The sequence below is a fragment of the Streptomyces sp. NPDC058664 genome (genome assembly GCF_042716635.1).
GTDB lineage: Bacteria > Actinomycetota > Actinomycetes > Streptomycetales > Streptomycetaceae > Streptomyces.
The window spans coordinates 92,049-109,581 of the sequence record NZ_JBHXRW010000011.1; the positions used below are offsets into that span (position 1 = coordinate 92,049).

General features: G+C 73.0%; 18 protein-coding genes. 10 read left to right on the top strand and 8 right to left on the bottom strand.

The window, feature by feature from the left end:
• Nucleotides 1–37 precede the first annotated feature (37 nt).
• Nucleotides 38–964 (top strand): DeoR/GlpR family DNA-binding transcription regulator, encoded by a 927-nt coding sequence (locus ACFWUY_RS11870; RefSeq protein WP_209499177.1) that lies wholly within the window; start codon nt 38–40, stop codon nt 962–964.
• Nucleotides 965–1,062: 98 nt separating this feature from the next.
• On the opposite strand, the gene ACFWUY_RS11875 is transcribed toward ACFWUY_RS11870, so the two are convergent.
• Nucleotides 1,063–1,608, bottom strand: coding sequence for a TetR/AcrR family transcriptional regulator (locus ACFWUY_RS11875; protein ID WP_384105819.1), 546 nt, complete (start codon nt 1,606–1,608; stop codon nt 1,063–1,065).
• Nucleotides 1,609–1,687: 79 nt separating this feature from the next.
• On the bottom strand, nt 1,688–3,442 hold the full coding sequence (locus tag ACFWUY_RS11880) for an acetyl/propionyl/methylcrotonyl-CoA carboxylase subunit alpha (protein WP_384105823.1): 1,755 nt from the start codon (nt 3,440–3,442) through the stop codon (nt 1,688–1,690).
• A gap of 394 nt (nt 3,443–3,836) precedes the next feature.
• On the opposite strand from ACFWUY_RS11880, the gene ACFWUY_RS11885 reads away from it, so the two are divergent.
• A complete protein-coding gene (locus tag ACFWUY_RS11885; RefSeq protein ID WP_384105828.1) occupies nt 3,837–4,274 on the top strand; it encodes a hypothetical protein in 438 nt (145 codons plus the stop codon).
• An 11-nt stretch (nt 4,275–4,285) separates the two neighbouring features.
• Here the strand turns inward: ACFWUY_RS11885 and ACFWUY_RS11890 are convergent, their stop codons facing one another.
• The 3 genes from ACFWUY_RS11890 to ACFWUY_RS11900 all read right to left on the bottom strand — a co-directional run bounded on the left by ACFWUY_RS11890 (nt 4,286) and on the right by ACFWUY_RS11900 (nt 5,895).
• Complete coding sequence (locus ACFWUY_RS11890) at nt 4,286–4,891, bottom strand: nucleoside triphosphate pyrophosphatase (protein ID WP_384105830.1); 606 nt, start codon at nt 4,889–4,891, stop codon at nt 4,286–4,288.
• 150 nt (nt 4,892–5,041) lie between these two features.
• Complete coding sequence (gene mmpB / locus ACFWUY_RS11895) at nt 5,042–5,170, bottom strand: morphogenic membrane protein MmpB (protein ID WP_384105837.1); 129 nt, start codon at nt 5,168–5,170, stop codon at nt 5,042–5,044.
• Between the two features lie 71 nt (nt 5,171–5,241).
• Nucleotides 5,242–5,895, bottom strand: coding sequence for a TetR/AcrR family transcriptional regulator (locus ACFWUY_RS11900; protein ID WP_384105840.1), 654 nt, complete (start codon nt 5,893–5,895; stop codon nt 5,242–5,244).
• A 71-nt stretch (nt 5,896–5,966) separates the two neighbouring features.
• On the opposite strand from ACFWUY_RS11900, the gene ACFWUY_RS11905 reads away from it, so the two are divergent.
• Nucleotides 5,967–7,331, top strand: coding sequence for an MFS transporter (locus tag ACFWUY_RS11905; protein ID WP_384105843.1), 1,365 nt, complete (start codon nt 5,967–5,969; stop codon nt 7,329–7,331).
• 72 nt (nt 7,332–7,403) lie between these two features.
• Here the strand turns inward: ACFWUY_RS11905 and ACFWUY_RS11910 are convergent, their stop codons facing one another.
• On the bottom strand, nt 7,404–7,616 hold the full coding sequence (locus tag ACFWUY_RS11910; RefSeq protein ID WP_384105847.1) for an acyl-CoA carboxylase subunit epsilon: 213 nt from the start codon (nt 7,614–7,616) through the stop codon (nt 7,404–7,406).
• Nucleotides 7,617–7,646: 30 nt separating this feature from the next.
• Complete coding sequence (locus ACFWUY_RS11915; protein WP_384105850.1) at nt 7,647–9,239, bottom strand: acyl-CoA carboxylase subunit beta; 1,593 nt, start codon at nt 9,237–9,239, stop codon at nt 7,647–7,649.
• Nucleotides 9,240–9,373: 134 nt separating this feature from the next.
• Between ACFWUY_RS11915 and ACFWUY_RS11920 the strand changes: the two genes are divergently transcribed.
• The 6 genes from ACFWUY_RS11920 (at nt 9,374) to hutH (ending at nt 16,571) form a co-directional block, all read left to right on the top strand.
• A complete protein-coding gene (locus tag ACFWUY_RS11920) occupies nt 9,374–10,219 on the top strand; it encodes a biotin--[acetyl-CoA-carboxylase] ligase (RefSeq protein ID WP_384105853.1) in 846 nt (281 codons plus the stop codon).
• Nucleotides 10,220–10,585: 366 nt separating this feature from the next.
• Entirely contained in the window at nt 10,586–11,725 is a 1,140-nt protein-coding gene (locus tag ACFWUY_RS11925) for an adenylate/guanylate cyclase domain-containing protein (protein WP_384105856.1), read from the top strand.
• A 67-nt stretch (nt 11,726–11,792) separates the two neighbouring features.
• Nucleotides 11,793–12,599, top strand: coding sequence for an enoyl-CoA hydratase/isomerase family protein (locus ACFWUY_RS11930; RefSeq protein WP_384105859.1), 807 nt, complete (start codon nt 11,793–11,795; stop codon nt 12,597–12,599).
• Between the two features lie 80 nt (nt 12,600–12,679).
• A complete protein-coding gene (locus ACFWUY_RS11935; protein ID WP_384105862.1) occupies nt 12,680–13,828 on the top strand; it encodes a diguanylate cyclase domain-containing protein in 1,149 nt (382 codons plus the stop codon).
• A 23-nt stretch (nt 13,829–13,851) separates the two neighbouring features.
• Nucleotides 13,852–14,412: a TIGR03086 family metal-binding protein gene (locus tag ACFWUY_RS11940; RefSeq protein WP_384105865.1), complete on the top strand. Its 561-nt coding sequence runs from the start codon at nt 13,852–13,854 to the stop codon at nt 14,410–14,412.
• A 617-nt stretch (nt 14,413–15,029) separates the two neighbouring features.
• Nucleotides 15,030–16,571 carry a histidine ammonia-lyase gene (gene hutH / locus ACFWUY_RS11945; RefSeq protein WP_384106097.1) on the top strand — a complete coding sequence of 514 codons (1,542 nt, stop codon included), beginning with the start codon at nt 15,030–15,032 and terminating at the stop codon, nt 16,569–16,571.
• Between the two features lie 74 nt (nt 16,572–16,645).
• On the opposite strand, the gene ACFWUY_RS11950 is transcribed toward hutH, so the two are convergent.
• Nucleotides 16,646–16,912: a hypothetical protein gene (locus tag ACFWUY_RS11950; protein ID WP_384105868.1), complete on the bottom strand. Its 267-nt coding sequence runs from the start codon at nt 16,910–16,912 to the stop codon at nt 16,646–16,648.
• Nucleotides 16,913–17,022: 110 nt separating this feature from the next.
• Between ACFWUY_RS11950 and ACFWUY_RS11955 the strand changes: the two genes are divergently transcribed.
• Nucleotides 17,023–17,364, top strand: a complete 342-nt coding sequence (locus tag ACFWUY_RS11955) for a hypothetical protein (RefSeq protein ID WP_384105871.1) — start codon at nt 17,023–17,025, stop codon at nt 17,362–17,364.
• The last annotated feature ends 169 nt before the right edge of the window (nt 17,365–17,533 follow it).

Sequence of the window (17,533 nt, forward strand, 5' to 3'; positions counted from 1 at the left end):
CGTGTTCGCTGCAGAACGTCGCCAGTTGATCCTCGAAATGGTGCGAGCCAATGGGGCCGTGTCGCTCCGCGAGCTCGCCCGCGTCGTCCAGACCTCGGAAGTGACCGTACGGAGAGACGTACGGGCCCTCGAGGCAGAAGGACTCCTCGACCGCCGCCACGGCGGTGCGGTGTTGCCGGGCGGATTCACGCGAGAATCCGGCTTCCCGCAGAAATCCCATCTCGCGACCGCGGAGAAGACGGCCATCGCCGACGTCGCCGCGAGCCTCGTCGAAGAAGGCGAGGCCATCGTCGTCGGCGCCGGGACGACCACGCAGGAGCTGGCCCGCCGGCTCGCCCGCGTGCCCGGTCTGACCGTGGTCACCAACTCCCTGCTCGTCGCCCAGGCCCTCGCCCACGCCAACCGGGTCGAGGTCGTCATGACCGGGGGCACCCTGCGCGGCTCCAACTACGCCCTGGTGGGCAGCGGGGCCGAGCAGTCGCTCCAGGGCCTCAGGGTCTCCCGCGCCTTCCTCTCCGGGAGCGGACTGACCGCCGAGCGCGGCCTGTCCACGTCCAACATGCTCTCCGCGAGCGTGGACCGGGCACTCGTCCAGGCGGCGGCCGAGGTCGTGGTCCTCGCCGACCACACCAAGCTCGGCTCCGACACCATGTTCCAGACGGTGCCCACCGACGTGATCACCCGCCTGGTGACCGACGAGCCGCCCGCCCACGACGACCGGGCCGCCACCGAGCTCCAGGCCCTCGCCGACCAGGGCGTGCAGATCGCCGTCGCGGGCACGGGCGCCGCCGGCGGACCCTCGGGCGGCGATCAGGTCCCCCCGGGCGCCCGGCCCCGCCGTGACATGCCGCTCCCGGTCCAGCGCGGACGGATGGCGGCCGGTCAGTTCCGGGGACCGGGCGGAGGGATGGCGGCCGAGACACTGGAGCGCACCGCACGCGTCGCGGACATGCGCCGCCGCTGAGGCCGGCCGAGGGACCTTCCCCCAGGGGTCCCACGCCGCCCGACACGCGCCGGACGCCCCCGGTTCCCGCGGCCCGGTCCGACACGTACAGGACGACGTCAGTCCTTGATGCCCCGCAGCGTCAGCGCGAGCAGGCGGTCCGCCAACTCCGCTTCCTCCGGGCTCTGTTCCGCCGCCAGCGCGATCGCGTTGGTCAGCTGCATCAGATCGCCGATCGACACGTCGGCGCGCACCTGACCCGCCTCCCTGGCGCGTTCGAGCAGCCGCTCACCCGCCGCGCGCAGCGGCTCACTGCACCCGGCGAGCGCCGAACTCCGGTCGTACGACGCGGACATCAGCGCGTGCGCGAGCCCCCGGTACTCGCCCGCGTGGGCGATCAGCGCCCGCAGCCACTCCACAAGGGCCCGGCACGGCTCCTCGGCGTCCGCCAGCTCCGCCGAGCGGCGGACGAGCGCCGTGAGGGCCTCCTGGAAGACGGCGTTCAACAGCTCTGCCCGGGAGGGGAAGTGGCGGTAGAGGGTACCGATGCCCACGCCCGCGCGCCGCGCGATCTCCTCGAGGGACGCGTCGGCGCCCTGCTCGGCGAAGGTGCCACGGGCTTCGGCGAGCAGCCGCTCGTGGTTGCGGCGTGCGTCGGCTCGCATGGTCGGGAAGACCCTCCCTTCGACGAAGGGCCCACAGGCGGCTGCCTGCGGGCCCTTCGTACCGTACTCGGTGCGACCGTCAGTCCTTGATGTCGCAGATGGCGGCGCCGGAGGTGACCGACGCGCCGACCTCGGCGGTCAGGCCCTTGACGGTGCCGGAGCGGTGCGCGTTGAGCGGCTGCTCCATCTTCATGGCCTCCAGGACGACGATCAGGTCGCCCTCCTTGACCTCCTGGCCCTCCTCGACCGCGATCTTGACGATCGTGCCCTGCATCGGGGAGGCGAGGGTGTCGCCGGAGGCGGCCGGGCCGGACTTCTTCGCCGCACGCCGCTTCGGCTTGGCACCGGCCGCGATGCCCTGACGGGCCAGGCTCATGCCGAGGCTGGACGGCAGGGAGACCTCAAGGCGCTTGCCGCCGACCTCGACGACGATCGTCTCGCGGCCCGACTCGTCCTCGTCGGCCTCCGCGCCGGCCGGGGTGAAGGGCTTGATCTCGTTGACGAACTCGGTCTCGATCCACCGGGTGTGGACCCGGAACGGGTCGGCGGTGAAGTCCGGGTCGACCACGACGGCCTGGTGGAAGGGGATGGCGGTGGCCATGCCCTCGACCTTGAACTCGGCCAGGGCGCGCGCGGCGCGCTGCAGCGCCTGCTCGCGGGTGGCGCCGGTGACGATCAGCTTGGCGAGGAGCGAGTCCCAGGCCGGGCCGATGACGCTGCCGGACTCCACGCCCGCGTCGAGGCGGACACCGGGGCCGGACGGCGGGGCGAAGAGGGTGACGGTGCCGGGGGCGGGCAGGAAGCCGCGGCCCGGGTCCTCACCGTTGATGCGGAACTCGAACGAGTGACCCCGGATCTCCGGGTCGCCGTAGCCGAGCTCCTCGCCGTCGGCGATCCGGAACATCTCACGGACCAGGTCGAGGCCGGTGACCTCCTCGGTGACCGGGTGCTCCACCTGGAGACGGGTGTTGACCTCGAGGAAGGAGATCGTGCCGTCGGTGCCGACGAGGAACTCGACCGTGCCGGCGCCGACGTAGCCGGCCTCCTTCAGGATCGCCTTGGACGCGGCGTACAGCTCCGCGTTCTGCGCCTCGGTCAGGAACGGCGCGGGGGCCTCCTCCACCAGCTTCTGGTGGCGGCGCTGCAGCGAGCAGTCACGGGTGGAGACGACGACCACGTTGCCGTGGGAGTCGGCCAGGCACTGCGTCTCGACGTGGCGCGGCTTGTCGAGGTAGCGCTCCACGAAGCACTCGCCCCGGCCGAAGGCCGCGACGGCCTCACGGACGGCGGAGTCGTACAGCTCGGGAACCTCTTCGAGCGTGCGGGCGACCTTCAGACCACGGCCGCCGCCACCGAACGCGGCCTTGATCGCGATCGGCAGACCGTGCTCCTTGGCGAAGGCGACGACCTCGTCGGCGCCGGAGACCGGGTCGGGGGTGCCGGCGACCAGCGGGGCGCCGGCGCGCTGCGCGATGTGACGGGCCGCCACCTTGTCGCCCAGGTCCCGGATCGCCTGCGGCGGCGGGCCGATCCACGTCAGACCGGCGTCCAGGACGGCCTGCGCGAACTCGGCGTTCTCGGACAGGAAGCCGTAGCCGGGGTGGACGGCGTCGGCCCCGGAGTCCTTCGCGGCCTGCAGCACCTTGCCCATGTCCAGGTAACTGGTCGCCGGAGTGTCACCGCCCAGAGCGAACGCCTCGTCGGCCGCCCGGACGTGCAGGGCATCCCGGTCCGGCTCGGCGTACACGGCCACGCTGCCGATACCCGCGTCCCGGCACGCCCGGGCCACACGGACAGCGATTTCGCCACGGTTGGCGATGAGCACCTTGCGCACGATGGCTCCCTCCTTGAAACAAGCTGAGTTTAGGGACTGCCGACACGGCCTTTCGACCCGTCCCCAGTGGTGAGCTTGCCCACACGGAGCGTGACCCCGGGCCTGCTCGGGTCGTGAATTCCCTTGTCGCACCACGGTACGCAGGGTTCCTTTACGGCACAGTAGCTCCGGGGTGTGGCGCAGGTCTCTGTTCGTGCGGCCAGTCGCCATTCGGGTTTCTTTGTCAGTTCCCTACGAACGGCTCGATGATTCTTTGCCGAGCCGACACCCGTCGTGCCTTGTCCGTGCTCTCGCTCGCGCTCCCGCCCACACCCTTGTCCAGAGATTTACCGGCCAGTAGCCTGCGCGCAGTCGATCGTACTGACGGTAACGGCGAATTCAGGGGGTGGCCGAGGTGGCCCGCAGACCGATAGCTCTCGTGACGGCGGCGGTGCTGTTCCTCGAAGCGCCCGGGATCGTCGCCATCAACGCCGTGATGGCCCGGTTCGTCGAAGCCCAGTCGATGTCCCTCGACGGCATGGACCCCGACGCGATGTACACCGGCACCTGGGCGCTCGGCATCGGGTCCGGGATCGCCCTCGTCCTCTGCGGCCTCGTCGCCCTCCTCGCCGGCGTCCGCGACCGCCGGCCCGGCCGGGCGGCCCGGGGCCTGCTCATCGGCTGCGCGGTCGTGCACGGCGTCCTCGCCGCGGTGGCGGTGGGACTCCTCGGCTGGCCGGCGTTCGCCTTCCTGGTGGTCGTCCTCGGCCTGGTCGTGCTCACCCTCGTGGCGTACGGCGAGGGGTACGACAGGGGCGCCGAGGCCCCCGAAGAGGCCCCGGCGGCCGCGTAGGTCACGCCACCTCAGGTCCAGAGGTCGGTGATCCGCACGCCCAGCTTTCCGAGAAGCGTGCGCAGCAGCGGCAGCGACAGACCGATCACGTTGCCCGGGTCCCCGTCGATGCCGTCGATGAACGGCGCCGAGCGCCCGTCCAGGGTGAACGCGCCCGCCACGTGCAGCGGTTCGCCGCTCGCCACGTACGCGGCGATCTCCTCGTCCGTCGGCTCGCCGAAGCGGACCACGGTGGAGGCCGTCGCCGACTCGAAGCGCTTGGCGGTCGTGTCGTACACGCAGTGACCGGTCTGGAGGATGCCGACCCGGCCGCGCATCGCCTTCCAGCGGGCGGTGGCCTCCTCGGCGTCGGCCGGCTTGCCGAGGGCCCGCTTGTCGAGCTCGAGGACCGAGTCGCAGCCGATGACCAGGGCGCCGAACACCTCGGGTCGGGCGGCCACATGGGCGGCCTTCGCCTCCGCGAGGGCGAGCGCGAGCTCCGCCGGGGTCGGGGCGTGGACCTTGTCCTCGTCGACCCCGCTCACGATCACCTCCGGGGCGAGACCGGCCTGCCGGAGCAGACCGAGCCGGGCGGGGGAGGCGGAGGCGAGCACGACGCGGCGCGGTTCAGCAGTCATGGGGGCAGCGTAGCCAGTACGGGGGCCGCCTTCCCGCCGGAGCGGCGCGGAGTGCTTCCCGCGGGCCCACGCGTGCGCTTCCCGCGGGCTCGCACGTGCGCGCACCGCGGGCTCACGCGCGCGCTCATCCTCCGCTCGCGCGTGCGCCCGTCACCGTGCGCTCGCCACGAACATGCCCACCACCATCGCCAGGGCCAGCAGCACGCCCGCGCGACGGAGCATCGCCTGCATGTCCCGCATGAACTTCGGCGGTTGATTCTTAGGGTCGGACCACAGCATGCCTCCGATCCTGCGGCCGGGGCGGGCGGAACGCCTGAGTACGGATACTCAGGCGCCCCGGTGCCGAAGGACTATTCGCGGAGGAACACCCCGCCCCGCGCCGCCGCGAGCGCCGCCGTCACGGCCCGCTCCGCCACGGCCCCGGTGAGCTCCTCGCGGGTGACCGTGAAGCGGTAGTAGAGCGGCGCGGAGACGGCGCGGAGCAGCTCGACGGGGTCGGTCTCCGCCGGGACCTCGCCGCGCGCCGCGCCCTTGCCGACGACGGGGGCCCATTCGTCGAGCCGGGTCCGGTAGAAGGCGGCGAGCGCGCGGGCGCACTCCTCGTCGCAGGCGGCCGCGGCGATGACCGCGCGGAAGACGGCGCCCATCCGCGGGTCGGTGAGGGTGGCCCGCACGAGTTCGGCGTTGGCCCGCAGGTCGCCCGCGAGGCTGCCGGTGTCGGAGGCGGGCAGGGACTGCTCGGCCATGTCGTGCAGGAGGTCGGTGACCAGACCGACGGGGGAGCCCCAGCGGCGGTACACGGTGGTCTTGCCGACGCCGGCGCTCGCGGCGATCCGGTCCATGTTCAGGGCATGGAAGCCGCTGTCGGCGAGGGTGTCCTGGGTGGCGTCGAGGACCGCCCTGCGGACCTTCGCGGTGCGGCCGCCGGGGCGCAGGGTGCCGGGCGAGGCCGGGGTGCCGGGCGAGGCCGGCTGGCTCTCGGTCAAACGGGTCTCCTGTTCCATTAAGTCCATCGACTCTGCTACGGTACGACACATCTTAACGGAACCATTCTCCCATTAAGGGGTCGTACGCCATGGTTGCCCTGGACCACCCCACGCCCGTGGAACACCCGGACACCCGGATGACCGGCCGCATGCGGCTCGTCCTCGTCGTCCTCCTCCTCGCCCAGTTCATGCTGGCCGTCGACTTCTCGATCCTGAACGTCGCCCTGCCCGTCATCGGCCAGGGACTCGGCTTCACCCTCGGCGGCCTCCAGTGGATCGCCACCGCCTTCGCCCTCGCCGCGGCCGGCTTCACCCTCCTCTTCGGGCGCGTCGCCGACCTCGTCGGCCGCCGCCGGATCTTCCTCGGCGGCATGGCCCTCCTCGGCGTCTCCTCCCTCGTCGGAGGCCTCGCCACCAGCCCGGAGATCCTCATGGCCGCCCGGGTCGCCCAGGGCCTCGCCACCGCGGCCGTCACCCCCGCGGGCCTCTCCCTGCTCACCGCCTCCTTCCCCGAGGGCCCGCTGCGCGCCCGCGCGCTCGGTCTCAACGGCGCCCTGATGTCCGCGGGCTTCACCACCGGCGCGATCCTCGGCGGCGTCCTCACCGACCTGCTCTCCTGGCGCTGGGCGTTCCTCGTCAACGTGCCGGTGGCCCTCGCGGTCCTCCTCGTCGCACCCGTGGTCCTCACCGAGAGCCGCCCCGCCGCCCGGCCCCGCCTCGACGTCCCCGGCGCGATCACCGTCACCGCCGGCCTGCTCGCCCTCGTCTACGGTCTGACCACCGAGCCCCTGGCCCTCGTCGCCGGCGTCGCCCTGCTCGTCGCCTTCTGGTTCGTGGAGCGGCGGTCCGCCTCGCCCCTCGTGCCCGTACGGATCCTCACCCGCCGCACCGTCGTCTGGGGCAACCTCGCCGGGCTCGTCGCCTTCGTGACCGAGACCTCCCTGGTCTTCCTGATGACCCTGTACCTCCAGGACGTCCTGGGCTTCTCCCCGCTCGCCGCCGGGCTCTCCTTCGGCGTCCTCGGCGCCGGCACGGTCATCGGCGGGGTGTTCGCCTCCCGCTTCATCGGCCGCTACGGCGCCCGCGCCGCGCTCGTCGCCGGGGGACTCCTCCAGGCCGCCGCGACCCTCGCCCTCTACGGTCTCGGCGACGACCGGGGCAGCCTCTGGCTGCTGCTCGCCGCGACCTTCGCGGGCGGCGTCGGCAACATGCTCGCCATCGTCGGCTTCATGGTCACCGCCACCTCGGGCATCCCCGACCACGAGCAGGGCACGGCGACCGGCCTCGCGACCATGACGCAGCAGATCGGCATCACCATGGGCACCCCGATCATGAGCGCCGTCGTCGTCACCGCGCCCGTGCTCCTCGACGGCATCGGCCTCGCGGTCCTCGTCAACGCCGCGATCGTCGCCGCCGGAGCGGTCCTGGCCGGCGTCTTCCTGCGCCGTACGTGACGGGTGCCCGGGACACGCGAAAGGCCGGACCCCCGGTTCTTACGGGGAGTCCGGCCTTCCACGGTGCGACGACTACACGGGCCAGTACGACCGCGCCCAGGCCCGGGGGCCGGGACGATGCCGTACCGACCTCGCGATGCGGGAGGGGTCCGACCACCCCTCGGGCGCCACCGGGCCGCCGCCCTCGGCGGACGCCGCCGCCGTGGCCGCGGCCCGCGCCTGGACCACCGCCAGTGCGGCGGCCAGCTCCTCCGGGGTCGGGTTTCCTCGTACGACCTTGATCACGACGACTCCTTCGAGGTCCTGGAGGGTGGATTAGAGCGGGATGTTGCCGTGCTTCTTCGGAGGCAGGGATTCCCGCTTGGTGCGCAGCTGACGCAGCCCCTTGACGATCTGCGGGCGGGTGTCGGACGGCATGATCACCCCGTCGATGTAGCCGCGCTCGGCCGCGATGTACGGGTTGAGCAGGGCGTCCTCGTACTCCTGCATCAGCCGGGCCCGCTCGGCGTCCTGGTCGGCGGCCTCCGTGATGGTGCGCCGGTGCAGGATGTTGACCGCGCCCTGCGCGCCCATGACCGCGATCTGCGCGGTCGGCCAGGCCAGGTTCAGGTCCGCGCCCAGGTGCTTGGAGCCCATCACGTCGTACGCGCCGCCGAACGCCTTGCGGGTGATGACCGTGATCAGCGGGACCGTGGCCTCCGCGTACGCGTAGATCAGCTTCGCGCCGCGCCGGATGATGCCGCCGTACTCCTGGTCCACGCCCGGCAGGAAGCCGGGCACGTCCACGAAGGTCAGCACCGGGATGTTGAAGGCGTCGCAGGTCCGCACGAACCGCGCGGCCTTCTCGGACGCGTCGATGTCCAGACAGCCCGCGAACTGCATCGGCTGGTTGGCGACCACACCCACCGGGAAGCCCTCGACCCGGCCGAAGCCGGTCAGGATGTTCGGCGCGAACAGCGCCTGCGTCTCCAGGAACTCGCCGTCGTCGAGCACGTGCTCGATGACCTTGTGCATGTCGTACGGCTGGTTCGCCGAGTCCGGGATCAGCGTGTCGAGCTCGCGGTCCTCGTCGTTCACGTCGGTCTCCGCGACCTCCGGGAAGGCCGGCGGCTCGGAGAGGTTGTTCGACGGCAGGTAGGACAGCAGCGACTTCACGTACTCGATGGCGTCCTTCTCGTCGCCCGCCATGTGGTGCGCCACGCCCGAGGTCGCGTTGTGCGTACGGGCGCCGCCCAGCTCCTCGAAGCCCACGTCCTCGCCCGTCACCGTCTTGATCACGTCGGGACCGGTGATGAACATGTGCGAGGTCTGGTCCACCATCACCGTGAAGTCGGTGATGGCCGGCGAGTAGACCGCGCCGCCCGCGCACGGGCCGACGACCAGGGAGATCTGCGGGATCACCCCGGACGCGTGGGTGTTGCGGCGGAAGATCTCGCCGTACATGCCGAGCGCGCTCACGCCCTCCTGGATGCGGGCGCCGCCGGAGTCGTTGATGCCGACGACCGGGCAGCCCGTCTTCAGGGCGAAGTCCATCACCTTGATGATCTTCTGGCCGTACGTCTCGCCCAGCGCGCCGCCGAAGACCGTGAAGTCCTGCGAGAACACCGCCACCGGGCGGCCGTCGACCGTGCCGTAGCCGGTGACCACACCGTCGCCGTACGGCCGGTTCTTCTCCAGGCCGAAATGGGTCGACCGGTGCCGGGCCAGCTCGTCCAGCTCGACGAACGAGCCCTCGTCGAGGAGCAGGGCGATCCGCTCGCGCGCGGTCAGCTTGCCCTTCGCGTGCTGCTTCTCCACCGCGCGCTCCGAGCCGGCGTGCGTGGCCTCGTCGATACGGCGCCTGAGGTCCGCGAGCTTGCCTGCGGTCGTGTGAATGTCGATCTCGTACTGCTCTGCCGGCTCGGACATCGGGATGCGGCTCCCTGCCTGGTCACGGGGGGTTCGTTGACTACGAATGGGCTACTGCTCAGCTACTGAGCCGTAGCGTATCGACGCCGATACGGTTCGGCACTGCGGTCTTTGCCACACCTACTCTGGCTTGCATGACGTCCTCACAAGGCTCCGGCGGACCCTGGTCCGACCTCGACCGGCCCCCGCTGAACGCCGCCGCCCTGCGCCGCGCACTCGTCCTCCCCGACGGCCTGTGGACCTCGCTCGACGTGGTCACCACCACAGGATCGACCAACAACGACCTCACCGCCCGAGCCGACGACCTCCCCGAGGGCGCCGTGCTCGTGGCCGAGGAGCAGACCTCGGGCCGTGGCCGCCTCGACCGCACCTGGACGGCCCCGGCCCGCTCCGGTCTCTTCCTCTCCGTCCTCCTCAAGCCGGCCGTGCCCGTCCACCGCTGGGGCTGGCTCCCGCTGCTCACCGGCGTGGCCGCCGCGACCGGCCTCGCGAAGGCCGCCGGCGTCGACATGTCCCTCAAATGGCCCAACGACCTGCTGGTTTCCGTCGCGGGCGAGGAACGCAAGGCCGGCGGCATCCTCGCCGAGCGGGCCGGTGCGGACGGCGTCGTCGTCGGCCTCGGCATCAACGTCACCCTCCGCGAGGACGAACTCCCCGTGCCCGGGGCGGGCTCCCTCCTCCTCGCCGGCGCGGTCTCCACCGACCGCGACACCCTCCTGCGGGCCGTCCTGCGCTCCCTCGACGAGTGGTACGGGAAGTGGGTGCGGGCCGACGGCGACCCCGAGGCCTCCGGCCTCCAGGCGGCGTACGCGGCCGGCTGCGCGACCCTCGGCCGCCGGGTCAGGGCCGACCTGCCCGGCGAACGCGTGCTGGAGGGCGAGGCGGTCGCCCTGGACGGCGACGGCCGCCTGGTCGTGGCGACGGAGGGCGGCGGCACGGAAGCGGTAGGAGCGGGCGACGTCGTCCACCTGCGGACCTAGCGGACCCAGGTGGGGGCATGCGTTCCGCCGGGGGTCCCCGCCCCGCCCCCGGTGTGGGCAATCGTTCCGCAGGGCGATGGGGTGCCCCCTGCTCGAGCGAAGCCGAGAGCTTGAGGGAGGGTGGGCACACCCCGACCGCGCGCCGCGCCTTCCAGGCCGTTCACCCGAAGGGCCCGGGCCTGGAAGGGCCCGCGGCGGACAGGGTCCGTCCGAAGGGCCCCGCCCAAGAGGGCCCCGCACCACCGGGCCCAGCACCAACGCGGCAGCGTTCGCGCGTGAGCCAGCGCACACCTGCCGTATCGTGGAGCGCGATCCAGGCGACAGATCGGCAGGGCAAGTGGGCAGGGAACGGGCAGGAGGCGGCCGGTGACCGTCGACGACGAGAACGAGGGCGGCGCTCCCGAGCCTCCCACGTACCCCACCCCGCACCACGAGGTCGACCACACGGCCGAGCCGACCGACGACCCGCTGGCCATCCGCCTCGAACAGCTCATCCTCGGCGCCGACCGCCGCTACACCCCGTTCCAGGCCGCCCGAACCGCCGGCGTCTCCATGGAACTCGCCTCCCGCTTCTGGCGCGCCATGGGCTTCGCCGACATCGGCCAGGCCAAGGCGCTCACCGAGGCCGACGTCCTCGCGCTGCGCCGGCTCGCAGGTCTCGTCGAGGCCGGGCTGCTCAGCGAGCCGATGGCCGTCCAGGTCGCCCGCTCCACCGGGCAGACCACCGCCCGGCTCGCCGAGTGGCAGATCGACTCCTTCCTGGAGGGCCTCACCGAGCCGCCCGAGCCCGGCATGACCCGCACCGAGGTCACGTACCCCCTGGTCGAGCTGCTCCTGCCCGAGCTGGAGGAGTTCCTGATCTACGTCTGGCGGCGGCAGCTCGCCGCCGCCACCGGCCGGGTCGTGCAGGCCGCCGACGACGAGGAGATGGTCGACCGGCGGCTCGCGGTGGGCTTCGCGGACCTCGTCGGCTTCACCCGGCTCACCCGCCGCCTGGAGGAGGAGGAGCTCGGCGAGCTGGTCGAGGCCTTCGAGACGACCTGCGCCGACCTGGTCGCCGCGCACGGGGGACGGCTCATCAAGACCCTCGGCGACGAGGTGCTGTACGCGGCGGACGACGCCGGCACGGCCGCCGAGATCGCGCTGCGCCTGATCGAGACCCTCGGCCACGACGAGACGATGCCCGCGCTGCGCGTCGGCATCGCCTTCGGCACCGTGACGACCCGGATGGGCGACGTCTTCGGCACCACCGTGAACCTGGCCAGCCGCCTCACCTCGATAGCGCCCAAGGACGCCGTCCTCGTGGACGGCGCGCTCGCGGAGGAGCTGTCCAGGACGGGCGAGGCGCCCGCCTCGGAGGCGGAGGCGGCGGAACAGGCGGCCCGCGCCGAGAAGGAGGGCCGCAAGGCCGCCTCGTACCGCTTCGCGCTCCAGCCGATGTGGCAGCGCCCGGTCCGTGGCCTCGGCGTCGTCGAACCCTGGCTCCTGACCCGCCGTCCGACTTAGGATCGCTCCCGTGGACGCCGGTTAACAGCCGTTAACGGGCGGGTCTTGGTCGGGAGGGTGTGCGGTCATGTCCGAGCAGCGCTTCGGTGAGTTCGTAGTGGTCCGGAGGGGCGGAGGCGACGGGAGCGACGGTCACGTCGCCGAGCTGGTCCTCGACCGGCCCAAGGCGATGAACGCCGTCTCCTCCGAGATGGCCCGCTCCCTCGGCGCCGCCTGCGACGCGCTCGCCGCCGACCCCTCGGTCCGCGTCACCGTCCTCACCTCGTCGAACGACCGCGCCTTCTGCGTCGGCGCCGACCTCAAGGAGCGCAACTCCTTCACCGACGCCGAGCTGGTCCGCCAGCGGCCGACCGCCCGCGCCGCCTACACCGGCGTCCTGGAGCTTCCGATGCCGACCGTCGCCGCCGTGCACGGCTTCGCCCTCGGCGGCGGCTTCGAGCTGGCCCTCGCCTGCGACGTGATCGTGGCCGACGCGACCGCCGTGGTCGGCCTCCCCGAGGTCTCCGTGGGCGTCATCCCCGGCGGCGGCGGTACGCAGCTGCTGCCGCGCCGGGTGGGCGCGGCACGCGCCGCCGAGCTGGTCTTCACGGCCCGCCGGGTGGCGGCGGAGGAGGCTCGCGAGCTCGGTCTCGTCGACCTCCTGGAGGAGGACGCGCGGACGGCCGCCCTGGAGCTCGCCGGGCGGATCGCGGCCAACTCGCCGGTCGGGCTGCGCGCCGCGAAGAGGGCCATGCGGCTCGGTCAGGGCCTCGACCTGCGGGCGGGCCTGGAGGTCGAGGACGCGGCCTGGCGCTCGGTGGCCTTCTCGGGGGACCGGGCGGAGGGCGTGGCCGCCTTCAACGAGAAGCGGAAGCCGAACTGGCCCGGCGAGTAACCCATCCCGTTTTGCATCAAATGTCACGGACGGTGACGTCTCGAAAGGGAAAACGGATCAAACCTCCCTAAGCTGGAGGAATGGGTGAGGACGGGCGGCTGCGGGCCGTAGTGGCGCTGGCGCAGGGGATGGCGGCGGCGCACACTCCACGCGAGTTCTGGCGGGCGGCGGCGCTCGGGTCCTGCGAGGGCCTCGACGGGAGCTTCGCCGCCCTGTCGGTCTGGGAGCGGGACCACGGCCGCCTCAAGGTCCTGGTGAACGCGGGGGAGCGGGCGGTGGGGGAGGAGGAGTTCCCGGACTCGGAGACGTATCCGGTGCACCAGTTTCCCGAGATCACCGAGTTCCTGCACGAGCAGTGGGCGGGCGGCGGCGAGCCGGACGCCTGGGTGGAGACCGCCGGCGACCCGGTGCCGACGGGCCGGGTGACCGGGTTGCGCCGACGGGGGCGCGGCTGCTGCGTGGTGGCCCCGGTCGTGCTGCACGGACGGGCGTGGGGCGAGCTGTACGTGGCCCGCCCGCCGGAGGCGAAACCTTTCACCCGCGCGGACGCCGACTTCGCGACCGTACTCGCGGCGGTCGTCGCGGCGGGCATCGCCCAGGCCGAACGCCTGGAGGAGGTACGCAAACTCGCCTTCACCGACCCCCTGACCGGCCTCGCCAACCGGCGGGCCGTCGACACCCGCCTGGACGAGGCCATCGAGCGCTACCGGACGGACGGCTCCGTCGTCAGCCTGATGGTCTGCGACCTCAACGGCCTCAAGCGCGTCAACGACACCCACGGCCACGCGGTCGGCGACCGCCTTCTCGAACGCTTCGGTTCCGTCCTCTCCCGCTGCGGCGCCATGCTCCCCGGCGCCCTCGCGGCCCGCCTGGGCGGCGACGAGTTCTGCCTCCTGACGGTCGGCCCCACGGCGGACGAGGTGGTCGCGGTCGCAGAGGAACTCTGCGTACGGGCGGCGGAACTGGAACTCGGGGAGGGCGTGGCCTGCGGGGTGGCGTCCACCGGCGACCCCATCGGCCCCCTGAAGTCGGCCCGCCGCCTCTTCCGACTCGCCGACGCGGCCCAGTACCAGGCCAAGGCGGCCCGCTCGGCGAAGCCGGTGGTGGCGGGCCGGGACGGCACGGTCATCCGCCTCGCCGACGCCCCACCGGGAGCTCGCGACCGCCGCCGCTTCAGGGACGCACCACCGGTGGAGCTCCCACGAGAACACCCGCCGCAGAACCCGTGAGGTGGGGCTCGCCGTCCTGGGTTGTGCATTCGGGGTGGAGGGCTTCGTCGGCGTGGGGCAGGTTCAACGGGCTGGGGCGCAAAGGAGAGCAGTCGTGCCCGCCGGTCCTCGGGGTCGGGCCGGCGGCCCAGCACCACGGGTTCGAGGCCGCCGCGCGCGGCGACGGGCTGAATCCGGCGCACTGGGAGGTCTCTCCGGCGGGCGGGGACGCACCCGCGCGGTACGGCGAGGCGGCCGAGCGGGTCGTCGCGGCCTTCGCGGCCGTGGACGGGCCGGACGCGGCCTTCGGCCTGCCCGGGTTCAGCCGGGACCGGACGTTCCGCGCCGACCGGGCCATCGGCTTCCGTCTCCTCGACTACGTCGTGCACGGCTGGGACGTCGCCCGCAGCCTCGACCTCCCGTACGCACCCGGGCCCGACATCCTCGCCGTGGCCCTGCCGATCGCCGAGGCCGTTCCGTCCGGTGAGGCCCGGACGGCCCCGGGCAGCCCCTCCCGGCCGGAGTCGCCGCCGGCCGCCGGGGCGTACCCGCTGGACCGGATCCTCGCGACCCTCGGCCGCCCGGCGGCCTGGCGCCCGTGCTGAAAGTCGTCCTGGACGCCCGGACCGTACGAGGGGCAGGGCGGGCCGGTCCTGGTCGGCGTCACCGACTTCCGGCTCGACCGGATCGGGGACCTGTCGGGCGTCCACCGCGCGGCCCGACGGCTCGCGGCGGGCCGACCGGACCTCGAAGGGGCGTACGGGACGTGGCTGTGGGCGCGGCCCCTGGCGCGCCGCTGCGGCGCGGTGGCCGTGTGGCGCGACCGGGCCGCCCTCCAGGCCTTCGTCGCCCGGCCGCCGCACATCGCGATCATGCGCGCGTACCGGGGGAGGGGCGCGTTGACCTCGACGACCTGGGAAAGTCCGGCGTTCGCCCCGGAAGAGACCTGGACGCGGGCGCGGGAAGTGATCGGAGCGGGCGTGCAGGGCACCCCTTGGGGGAGCGGTGGGCGGCAGTGTGGTCACCCTGGGGGAGGGGGCTTTGAGCCCGGGCCCGGTGGCGGGCCGGCCCCGATGCCGCCGGGGGTCCCGGCGCCGCTGGGCGGCGGAGTGGCACCCGACCGGCGATCATCGGAACGGTAAGGGTCCGTTCCCCGTCCGGACGGTGACGAAGTCGCCTAGTGACATGTCGGTCTTCAATCCGTAGGGTGCTGAATATGGATATGCAGACAGTCGTCCTCGGCACGTCCGGCACGACCCCGCAGGACGTCATCGACGTCGCCCGCCACGGCGCCCGCGTCGAGCTGTCGGCCGAGGCCGTGCAGGCGCTCGCCACCGCCCGGAGCGTCATCGACGCGCTCGCCGCCAAGCCCGAGCCCGTCTACGGCGTCTCCACCGGCTTCGGCGCGCTCGCCACCCGGCACATCAGCCACGAGCTCCGCGCCCAGCTCCAGCGCAACATCGTCCGCTCGCACGCCGCCGGCATGGGCCCCCGCGTCGAGCGCGAGGTCGTGCGCGCCCTGATGTTCCTCCGGCTGAAGACCCTCGCGTCCGGTCACACCGGCGTCCGCCCCGAGGTCGCGCAGACCATGGCCGACGTCCTCAACGCCGGCATCACCCCGGTCGTGCACGAGTACGGCTCCCTCGGCTGCTCCGGCGACCTCGCCCCGCTCTCCCACTGCGCCCTCACGCTGATGGGCGAGGGCGACGCCGAAGGCCCCGACGGCGTCCTGAAGCCCGCCGGCGAGCTGCTCGCCGCGCACGGCATCGCGCCCGTCGCGCTCAAGGAGAAGGAGGGCCTCGCCCTCCTCAACGGCACCGACGGCATGCTCGGCATGCTGATCATGGCCCTCGCCGACCTCGACACCCTCTACAAGTCGGCCGACATCACCGCCGCGCTCTCCCTCGAAGCCCTCCTCGGCACCGAGAAGGTCCTCGAACCCGAGCTGCACGCCATCCGCCCCCACCCCGGCCAGGCCGCCTCCGCCGCCAACATGCTGGCCGTGCTCAAGGGCTCCGGCCTCACCGGCCACTTCCAGGCCGGCGAGGCCCCCCGCGTCCAGGACGCCTACTCGGTGCGCTGCGCCCCGCAGGTCGCCGGTGCCGGCCGCGACACCATGGCGCACGCCCGGCTCGTCGCCGAGCGCGAGCTCGCCGCCGCCGTCGACAACCCCGTCGTCCTCGCCGACGGCCGCGTCGCCTCCAACGGCAACTTCCACGGCGCCCCCGTCGCGTACGTCCTCGACTTCCTCGCCATCGCCGCCGCCGACCTGGGTTCCATCGCCGAGCGCCGCACCGACCGGCTCCTCGACAAGAACCGCTCGCACGGCCTGCCGCCGTTCCTCGCCGAGGACGCCGGCGTCGACTCCGGCCTGATGATCGCCCAGTACACGCAGGCCGCCCTGGTCAGCGAGATGAAGCGGCTCGCCGTCCCTGCCTCCGCCGACTCCATCCCGTCCTCCGCCATGCAGGAGGACCACGTCTCCATGGGCTGGTCCGCCGCCCGCAAGCTGCGCACCGCGATCGACAACCTCAACCGGATCATCGCCGTCGAGCTGTACGCCGCCGCCCGCGGCGTCGAGCTCCGCGAGGGCCTCACCCCCGCCCCCGCCTCGCGGGCCGCCATCGACGCGCTGCGCGCGGCGGGCGTCGAGGGCCCGGGTCCCGACCGGTTCCTCGCCCCCGACCTGGCGGCCGCCGACGCCTTCGTACGGGAAGGGAAGCTGGTCGCCGCGGTGGAGCCGGTCACCGGCCCGCTGGCCTGACGCCGTTTCACGAGCGAGGGCCCGTCCCGGTCACCCGGGGCGGGCCCTTCCGTCGTGCGCGGGATCCCGGGACCTCAGGAAGCCCGGCCCCGGCGCCTCATCGCGAGCGCCACGAAACCCGCCCCGACCCCCAGGAAACCCGTCCCGCCCAGCAGGTACGGCACGGTGCCCAGGCCCCCGGTCTCGGCCAGCCCCCCGCCCCCGGCGGGCGCGTCCTGGGTCACCCCGATGCGCACCCCGCCCTGCTCGTCGGTGGCGTTGGCGGACGGTACGAACCACAGGGCACACAGCAGCGTCCCCGCGACGGTCGCGGTCAGCAGTGGGCGTCGGGCGGCGGACACGGAAATTTCGATCCCCCTTGCGGAAACCGCGAATTGGTCGGTGCGCCGATGCTAATGAACACAGCGGGTCGTGGGAAAGCCGAGGCCCCCCCGCCCCTACGCTCCGACCCATGAGTACTTCTGAGACAGCACGCTATGTACGCCTTCGTGTCGATGTGGTCCTGGAGATCGACGGCCCCGCCGAACTGGCCGAGGCCGCGGAGGCCCGGATCGGCGACGACGAGTTCATGCCCGAGGAGGAGCGGGCGCACGCCCGCGCCGCCGCGCGCGAGGACAGCGCCGAAGCCCTCGCCTACCTCGTCGAGCCCTTCGACCTGATCCGCGACGTCCCCGGCATCGAGATGGTCCAGGCCTCCTGGAGCAGCGAGGAGGTCGAGTACGACCCCGATGCGCTGGAGTGGGACCTCGGCGAGGAAGATGGGGCGGAGGAAGACGACGACGACCGCCCGTAGGCACGAGGTCCGCCGGCCGCGAGGCCGGAGAGCGCCCTGACCGGAGAACACACCGACCGGAGAGCGCCCTGACCGGAGGCCCCGGGACACCGTCCCGGGGTCTTTTCCCGCTCCGGGAACCGGATGTACCACCCGTGCGTGTCGATCAGTGGTGTTCCCCACATACCGC